Origin of the sequence: Pseudomonas sp. 18.1.10, from assembly GCF_024655625.1 — a bacterium.
GTDB lineage: Bacteria > Pseudomonadota > Gammaproteobacteria > Pseudomonadales > Pseudomonadaceae > Aquipseudomonas.
The window spans coordinates 1-8,519 of the sequence record NZ_JANLGL010000227.1; the positions used below are offsets into that span (position 1 = coordinate 1).

The 8,519-nt window shown below is 63.3% G+C and carries 7 protein-coding genes; 4 read left to right on the forward strand and 3 right to left on the reverse strand.

All coding sequences use genetic code 11. The features are described from left to right. Positions 1–113: 113 nt before the first annotated feature. Positions 114–1,130, reverse strand: coding sequence for a flagellar motor protein MotB (gene motB / locus NUV89_RS25175; protein WP_207041122.1), 1,017 nt, complete (start codon positions 1,128–1,130; stop codon positions 114–116). Between the two features lie 3 nt (positions 1,131–1,133). Beyond that, positions 1,134–1,985, reverse strand: a complete 852-nt coding sequence (motA, locus tag NUV89_RS25180) for a flagellar motor stator protein MotA (protein WP_010213623.1) — start codon at positions 1,983–1,985, stop codon at positions 1,134–1,136. A gap of 167 nt (positions 1,986–2,152) precedes the next feature. On the opposite strand from motA, the gene NUV89_RS25185 reads away from it, so the two are divergent. The 3 genes from NUV89_RS25185 to asd are packed head-to-tail and all read left to right on the forward strand — an operon-like array spanning position 2,153 to position 5,438. Continuing rightward, positions 2,153–3,688 (forward strand): HDOD domain-containing protein, encoded by a 1,536-nt coding sequence (locus NUV89_RS25185; protein WP_257783455.1) that lies wholly within the window; start codon positions 2,153–2,155, stop codon positions 3,686–3,688. A gap of 57 nt (positions 3,689–3,745) precedes the next feature. Continuing rightward, on the forward strand, positions 3,746–4,561 hold the full coding sequence (locus NUV89_RS25190) for a rhodanese-like domain-containing protein (RefSeq protein WP_207041128.1): 816 nt from the start codon (positions 3,746–3,748) through the stop codon (positions 4,559–4,561). Positions 4,562–4,577: 16 nt separating this feature from the next. Next, positions 4,578–5,438, forward strand: coding sequence for an archaetidylserine decarboxylase (asd, locus tag NUV89_RS25195; protein WP_257783456.1), 861 nt, complete (start codon positions 4,578–4,580; stop codon positions 5,436–5,438). Between the two features lie 125 nt (positions 5,439–5,563). Here asd and serB read toward each other — a convergent pair whose 3' ends face one another. Then, the gene (serB, locus tag NUV89_RS25200; protein WP_017734945.1) at positions 5,564–6,778 is read right to left on the reverse strand and encodes a phosphoserine phosphatase SerB; all 1,215 of its coding nucleotides are present in this window, start codon (positions 6,776–6,778) and stop codon (positions 5,564–5,566) included. A gap of 133 nt (positions 6,779–6,911) precedes the next feature. On the opposite strand from serB, the gene NUV89_RS25205 reads away from it, so the two are divergent. Next, on the forward strand, positions 6,912–8,417 hold the full coding sequence (locus NUV89_RS25205; RefSeq protein ID WP_257783457.1) for an AhpA/YtjB family protein: 1,506 nt from the start codon (positions 6,912–6,914) through the stop codon (positions 8,415–8,417). The last annotated feature ends 102 nt before the right edge of the window (positions 8,418–8,519 follow it).

The window sequence follows — 8,519 nt, forward strand, 5'->3', positions numbered from 1 at the left end:
CCCAGCTTTTTCAGGGGCGCTGCGCAGTCCAGCGGGAGCAAGCTCCCTCGCCACAGAAAGCTCACGCACATACACAAAGGCCGCGATCATCGCGGCCTTTGTGTATGTGCGGCTTAAGAACCAGCCTTAGGCACCGTAGGATCTTTCACCCCACCATCATCAAACAGGTTCAGCTTCTGCCGCAGCTCATGGGCCGGCAACGGCTCTTGCCCCGGCGGGATCGCATTCGGATCAGCCGGCACTTCACCCGGCGCGCCCGCACCCGGTGTCGGAGCTGGCTTGGGTTGATCGCCTTCAATCGCACGCTGGGCCTTTTTGGTCAGCACCACGATGTCGATGCGGCGGTTGATCGGGTTGAACGGGTCTTCGTGGTCAAACAGCTGCGACGAGGCAAACCCCACCACCCGTGCCACTTGCGGGTCCGGGTAGCTGCCAGCCACCAGCGCGCGGCGGGCGGCATTGGCGCGGTTGGCCGAGAGTTCCCAGTTGCCGAAGTCGCCCTGGCCCGAGTACGGCTTGGCGTCGGTGTGGCCGCTGATGCTGATCTTGTTAGGCACCGCCTTGATGGTGTCGGCCATGGCCAGCAGGATGTCTTCAAAGTACGGCTTCAGGCGTGCGCTGCCGGAGTCGAACATTGGCCGGTTGGCCGCGTCGGTGATCTGGATGCGCAGGCCGTCCGGGGTGATTTCGAACGAAATCTGGTCCTTGAATTTCAGCAGCTGCGGGTTCTCATCGACCTTGGTCTGCAACTCTTGCAGCAACAGCTCCAGGCGTTCCTGCTCGACCTGCTCGGCCATGGCCTCGACGGTATCGCGCTCAATGGGGATGTTTTCCTGCGGCGACTCGGTCTTGATCTCGGGGTTGATGGTGCGCTCCGGCGCCAACTGCGGCGAGCCGCCGAGGTCGATGACGAAGGGCGTGCCGCTTTCCGAGAACCCGATCGGGTCCTTGAAGTAACCGGCGATGGCGATCTTTTGTTCAGGCGTGGCGGTGGACATCAGCCACAGCACCAGGAAGAACGCCATCATCGCCGTCGCAAAGTCGGCGAAGGCGATTTTCCAGGCACCGCCATGGTGCCCCGCAGCGAAGCGCTTGACGCGCTTGATGATGATCGGCTGGTTGTTTTCCATGGCTTAGCGACCGCGAACCGCTTGTTCCAGCTCGGCGAAGCTTGGGCGATGCTTCGGGTACAGCACCTTGCGACCGAACTCCACCGCCAGCGATGGCGGCATGCCGGAAGCGGAAGCGACCAGGCTGGCCTTGATCGATTCGTACAGGTTGATTTCTTCCTTGGCGTCGTGGGCCAGGGAGGTGGCCAGCGGGCCGAAGAAGCCGTAGGCCGCGAGAATACCGAAGAAGGTACCTACGAGTGCCGCACCGACGTGCATGCCGATGGCTGCCTGGTCGCCTTCGCCCAGGGAGGCCATGGTCACCACGATACCGAGTACCGCCGCAACGATACCAAAGCCGGGCATGCCGTCGGCGATGCCGGTCACGGCGTGGGAGGGATGTTCCAGCTCTTCCTTGAGGCTGAACAATTCCATGTCGAACAGGCCTTCCAGCTCATGGGGGGCCATGTTGCCGGAAGACATGATGCGCAGGTAATCGCAGATGTAGGCGGTCATGCGCTCATCTTTGAGCACGGCCGGGTACTTGGCGAAAATCGGGCTGGCGGCGGCGTCTTCGATGTCGGCCTCGATGGCCATCATGCCTTCGCGGCGGCTCTTGTTGAGGATCTCGTACACCAGCCCCAGCACTTCCAGGTAGAAGGTGTGGGTGAAGCGCGAACCGAACATGCCCAGCGACTTCTTGATCACGTGCATGGTCATGTAGCCGGGGTTCGCTTGCAGGAATGCGCCCAACGCCGCACCACCGATAATCATCACCTCGAAAGGCTGGATCAGCGCGGCAATTTTACCGTGGGACAGGACGTACCCGCCGAGCACGCTTGCGAAGACGACGATGATGCCGATAATTTTAGCCATAGGGGATCTGTACTTGCGCCGTCGGGTTCATGGACATATTTGGAGGAACTGCAAAACTCTTGTTCTACTTATCGGCAAAACTGCGCCAGACTATAGGCCGTTAAGGCGAAAAGCCAGTTCGGCCCGATCCGGGCGTGTTGACCGCAAGTGATGATCGCGCCCCAATCATGGCTAATGAAACGACAGTCCCAATTGCAAAACCCACTTCCCTCGCCGCTTGGATCAAGCGCCTGGACGATGTGCTGCTGCCCGTCCCCCAGGCCAGCCATGAGCGTGTGTGCAAAGGCATCCGCGATAGCCGCAGTTCGTTGCGCGATATTGCCGAGCTGATGCAGAACAGCCCGGCGCTGGTGCTCAGCGTGATGCGCGAGGCCAACAGCCATACCCACGGCAGTTTCACCGAGCCGGCGGAAAACCTCGAAGTGGCGCTCAACCGCCTCGGCCTGAAACGCGCCGAAGAGCTGCTGGCCCGCCTGCCGTCGGTGCCGGCCCATGAAATTCCCGTGGCCTTGCGCCAACTGCTACTGGTCAGCCAGCACGCCTCGCAACAGGCCAGCGGCTTGTTCGCCAGCCGCCTGGCGCGCCTGTGGCAGGACATTCACTGGGGCAGCCTGCTGTTTCTGGCGCCGTTGTGGCCGATGGCGGTCGCCTACCCCAAGCTCCTCGAAGAATGGGAGCTGCGGGTGATCCACAAAGGCCAGTCGGCGCGCCAGGTCGAGCAGGAATTGTTTGGTGTGCGCCTGCTGGACCTGTGCCTGGGCTTGACCGAAGCCTGGCACCTGCCGATCTGGGTCTCCCAGGGCTACAACCTGTTGCTCAAAGAGCAGCGTTTGCTGGTCAAGGCGCTGCACATCGCCCGCGAAGACGACGCCCTGCGCCAGCAGCAATTGCTCGACGCCGAACCCAACCTGCGCCGCTGGCTGAACCAGCCGGCCAACACCGTGCTGCTGGCCAACGGCCTGGCGATGTCGGCCCAGGAATCCTGGACTTGCCCGCACACCGAACGCTGGCAGTACCTCACCGCGCTGTACCTGCAACAGCCGCTGAGCGATGTGCAGCAACAGGTCCATCAGCAAGCCGTGACCAGCGCACGCACCACGCTGATGCCGGATTTGTGGCACCCGGCGCTGTCGCTGATCTGGCCGTGGCATGTGCAAAAAATCCATCGCGGCCTGCTGCCGGCGCCGCCGCCCACCGCCGAGTCCCTGGCCGTATGGCGCAAGCGCTGCACCGAGTTGCTGGTGGAGCCAAGCCGCTTTGCCAACGCCATGCACCTGACCACCTGCGCCAAGGAAGCCTTGGTGGCCAGTGGCATGCAGCGGGTCATGCTGCTGATGACCGACCGCGCCCAAAGCACCTTGCGCGTGCATCAAGCCGACGGTTTGCCGAAGGACGCCGCCAACCTCAGCCTGGACGTGACCAACAGCACCCTGCTGCAACGCCTGCTGGAAAAGTCCGCGCAAGTGCGCCTCACCCCGGACAACCACGCGCAGTTCTCGGCCTTGTTGCCGCCGATCCTGCGCCGCCTGTTCACCGGCGAACACCTGCTGCTGCGCTCCCTGAGCTGCAACGGCAAGGTGGTGATGCTGATGGTGGCCGACCAGGGCGGCGGGCCGTTCTCGGAAACCACCGTGCAGGCGTTCGGCAAAACCGCGCAATGCATCGAGAAGGCCCTGCACTGCTTTACCAACCGCAGCGCCTGATGCTTGCGCTACAATCGCGGTCCTTTATCGCCAACATTTGTGCCCAGGAGACCTCACATGCCTGACTTCTCTGGCTTGCCGCTGGTGATCGAATCCAGCGACCTGCAAGGTCGCCTTGATGCCGAACACCTGATTCTGGTGGACCTCACCAGCGCTGCCCGCTACGCCCAGGGGCATATCCCCGGCGCGCATTTCGTTGACCCCAAGCGCACCCAACTGGGCCAGCCGCCTGCACCGGGCCTGCTGCCCCACAAGGCCGACCTGGAAAAACTCTTCGGCGAACTGGGCCACACCCCGGACGCGACCTACGTGGTCTACGACGACGAAGGCGGTGGCTGGGCCGGGCGTTTCATCTGGATGCTCGACGTGATCGGCCATCAGAAATACCACTACCTCGACGGCGGCCTGCTGGCCTGGCTGGAAGGCCAGCACCCGGTCAGCACCGACGTGCCCGCGCCCGTCGGCGGCCCGGTCAGCCTGACACTGCACGATGGCCCCACCGCCACCCGCGAGTACCTGCAAAGCCGCCTCGGCGCGGCCGACCTGGGCATCTGGGACGCCCGCGGCCCGCTGGAGTATTCCGGCGAGAAAGTTCTCGCCGCCAAGGGTGGGCACATCCCCGGCGCCGTGAACTTCGAATGGACCGCTGGCATGGACCCGGCGCGCAACCTGCGCATCCGCCGCGACATGCCGCAGATCCTCGAAGACCTCGGGCTGACCCGCGACAAAGAAATCATCACCCACTGCCAGACTCACCACCGCTCTGGCTTCACCTACCTGGTGGCCAAGGCGCTCGGTTATCCGCGAGTCAAAGGTTATGCCGGTTCCTGGGGCGAATGGGGCAACCACCCCGACACCCCCGTTGAGATTTAAGGTTTAAGGACAGTAAATGAAAAAGCAGTTGTTTATCCTCAGCCAGTACTTGCTGCCGCACCACCTGCTGTCGCGCTTGGCCGGCTGCATTGCCGAGTGCCGCGTGCGCTGGTTCAAGAACGCCTTCACCAGCTGGTTCGCCAAGCGCTATCAAGTGGACATGTCCCAGGCCCTGGTTGAAGACGTGACCGCCTACGAGCACTTCAACGCGTTCTTCACCCGCGCCTTGAAAGACGGCGCCCGCCCGCTGGATCAGACCCCGGGCGCGATCTTGAGCCCCGCCGACGGCGCGGTCAGCCAGTTGGGCCCGATCGAGCATGGTCGCGTGTTCCAGGCCAAGGGCCACAGCTTCAGCGTGCTCGAACTGCTGGGTGGCGACTCCGCCGTAGCGGCGCCGTTCATGGGCGGTGATTTTGCGACGGTGTACCTGTCGCCGAAGGACTACCACCGCGTGCACATGCCGCTGGCCGGCACCCTGCGCGAGATGATCTACATCCCGGGGCGCATCTTCTCCGTAAACCAGACCACCGCCGAAAACGTGCCGGAGCTGTTTGCCCGCAACGAACGTGTTGCCTGCATTTTCGACACCGAACGCGGCCCGATGGCCGTGGTATTGGTGGGCGCGATGATTGTGGCGTCGATTGAAACCGTGTGGGCTGGCTTGGTGACACCGCCGAAGCGCGAGCTGAAAACCTTCCGCTACGATGAAGCCGCGCGTGCGCCGATTCACCTGGAAAAAGGTGCGGAGCTGGGTCGATTCAAGCTGGGTTCGACCGCGATCGTGCTGTTCGGGCCGGATCAGGTGAAGTGGGCTGAAGAGTTGGCGGCGGGCACCCCAGTGCAGATGGGCCAGGGTATCGCAGCACCTAAAGCCTAACGCAGAACCCAATGTGGGAGCGGGCTTGCTCGCGAATGCGGAGTGTCAGTCGATACATCAGTGACTGAACCACCGCTTTCGCGAGCAAGCCCGCTCCCACATTTTTTACCGCGGTTCTTCAGCTACTACAGTTGGCCGTCGCGGTCGCGAAAGCCCAGCAGATACAACACCCCATCCAAGCCCAACGTCGAAATCGCCTGCTTCGCCGACTGCTTCACCAACGGCTTGGCGCGGAACGCCACACCCAACCCAGCAATCGCCAGCATCGGCAGGTCATTCGCACCGTCGCCCACCGCAATCGTCTGCTCCAGACGCAAACCTTCCTTGTGCGCCAATTCCTTCAGCAAATCCGCCTTGCGCTGCGCATCGACAATCGGCTCGACCGCCACGCCAGTCACCTTGCCATCCACCACTTCCAGCTCATTGGCGAACACATAGTCGATGCCCAACTTGGCCTGCAATTGCTTGGCGAAGTAAGTGAAGCCGCCCGACAGGATCGCCGTCTTGTAGCCCAGGCGCTTGAGTTCGGCGAACAGGGTTTCGGCGCCTTCGGTCAGGCGCAGAGAGGCGCCGATGGAGTCCAGCACACTGACATCCAGGCCTTTAAGCAGCGCCAGGCGCTCCTTGAAGCTCGCACGGAAATCCAGCTCACCGGCCATGGCGCGCTCGGTGATCTCGGAGACTTGCTCGCCCACACCGGCCGCCTTGGCCAATTCGTCGATGACTTCCGCTTCGATCAGCGTGGAGTCCATGTCAAACACCGCCAGGCGACGGTTGCGGCGGAACAGCGAGTCTTCCTGGAAGGCGATGTCGACATTCAGCTCCTGGGCCACGCTGAGGAATTCGGCGCGCAGGGCTTGCGGATCAGCCGGCTCACCGCGCACGGAGAACTCGATGCAGCCCTTGCCCTTGTCGGCCGGCGTGTCCAACGGCATGCGACCCGACAGACGGTCAATGTGGTCGATATTCAAGCCGTATTGCGCGGTAATCGAGCTGACACGCTGCAATTGTTCGGCGGTGACCTTGCGGGTCAGCAGCGTCACGATGTGGCGTTTCTTGCCCTGGCCGGCGACCCAATGCTGGTAATCGGCTTCGGACACCGGAGTGAAACGCACCTGTTGATCGAGCTTGTACGCCGTAAACAGGATGTCCTTGAGCACCGATGACGCCTGTTCAGTGCTCGGGATCTCCACCAGGATGCCGAACGACAGGGTGTCGTGGATCACCGCCTGGCCGATGTCGAGAATGTTCACACCACCCTGGGCCAGAACACCGGTAATGGCGGCGGTGAGACCCGGGCGGTCTTCACCGGTGATGTTAATCAGGACAATTTCGCGCAAGGCGCACCCCCAGGCTGGAAAAAAACCGCATTCTACCCACTTTCAGTGACCATCGGGCACAGCCAGCGCTTTGACGCTCTGGGGCCTGTCGCTATACTGCGCGTCAACTTCACGGACCGAGAGCCGAGCGCAAGTGAACCGGCCCACGCCAGTAAAAACCGATAACTTCTTCCTGCTGATCTTCCGCGCACTGCGTCACCGCCGTGTACCGATCGCATTACGCATCGCCAGCCATAACGTGATCCTGGTCGCCCTGGCCCTGGTGATCTACGCCTGCGTGATGGGTTTGCAGTTCAAGCAGGCCATGCACGAACAGGCCGACGCCCTGGGCGAGAGCCTGACCACGCAGACCGCCACGTCGGCGACCGAGCTGTTGGTGTCCAATGACATCCTCAGCCTCAACGTGCTGCTCAACAACCTGACCAAGAACCCGCTGGTGGCCCACGCCGCTATCTATAGCGTGGACAACCGCATCATGGCCGAAGCCGGGCAGCGCCCGAAGAACGGCCTGCTGGGCGAAGCCGAAGGGCTGTACCAGAGCAATATCACGTTCCAGGACGTGAAGGCCGGCCAACTGCGCATCAGCCTGGACATGCAGCAATTCCAGCAGCCGATGACCATCAGCCTGCAAAGCATGGGCATCCTCAGCGCGATCCTGCTGGCACTCGCATTGGCCCTGAGCCTGCGCCTGGGTCGGCATATCTCCACGCCGCTGATGCAACTGCGCATCTGGCTGCGGGACATCGACGAACACACCCCGGCCACTGACCGCCAGGATGAAATCGGCGACCTCGCACGCCAGCTGCACGCCAGCTTCGCCCCGGAGCCGACAGTGCGCGCGCCTGAGCCCGAGCCGGAATACGACGACGAGCCCGAGTTCGACGTAGGCGAGCCGGGCTTTGATGACGCCCCACCGGTCGCCGGCCTCAAGCCTGCCACCCGCAAGGCGATCCAGGCCGACGAAGACGAGCTGGACGACGAAGACCCGTTCGCCGACCTGCGCGATACCGCGTCCAACAGCCCGGCCGTCGCGCCAACGCCTGCCCCGGTGAAGAACGCCGAGCCCCAGCACAGTGCGGTCCTGGCCGTGCAACTGGGCTCCCAGGATCAACTGCGCCGCCTGCCCCGCACCCGCCTGACGGAACTGCTGGAACGCTACCGCGACTGCCTCGACCAGGCCGCCTCGCTGTACCAGAGCGAACTGCACACCCTGAACGACGGCAGCACGCTGATGCTGTTCCACAGCGAAGACAGCGGCGAAGACTACCTGACCAACGCCATCTGCTGCGGCGAGCTGCTGCGCGCCCTCGGCCATGCCCTGCAGATCGAAGTGGCGGACAGCGGCATCACCCTGCAACTGCAACTGGGCCTGACGGTGAGCGACGATCTGTTTGGCATGAGCCAGATCGACCTGCTGCTCACCGAGAGCGCGCAGGATGCCCTGGCCTTGTCGCAACACAGCCGCAACCTGCTGCTGGTGGAGCGCAAGATCAGCGAAGACACGCTGATCCGCCAGCGCGCACGTATCCGTCCGATTGCCAGCCCGGAGGGGGCGAGCTGTGTGGAGCGCTTGATGGAGCCGTATCCGTCGATGCTGGAGCGCCAGTTGGCGCGGATGCACGAGACTCGCAAGCCTTAAGCAACACTGCAACATCCACTGTGGAGTGGGCTTATGTGGGAGCGGGGGGGGGGGGGGCGGGGCGGCGCGGGGCGCGGGGGGGTGTGCGGGGCTGGAGCCGGC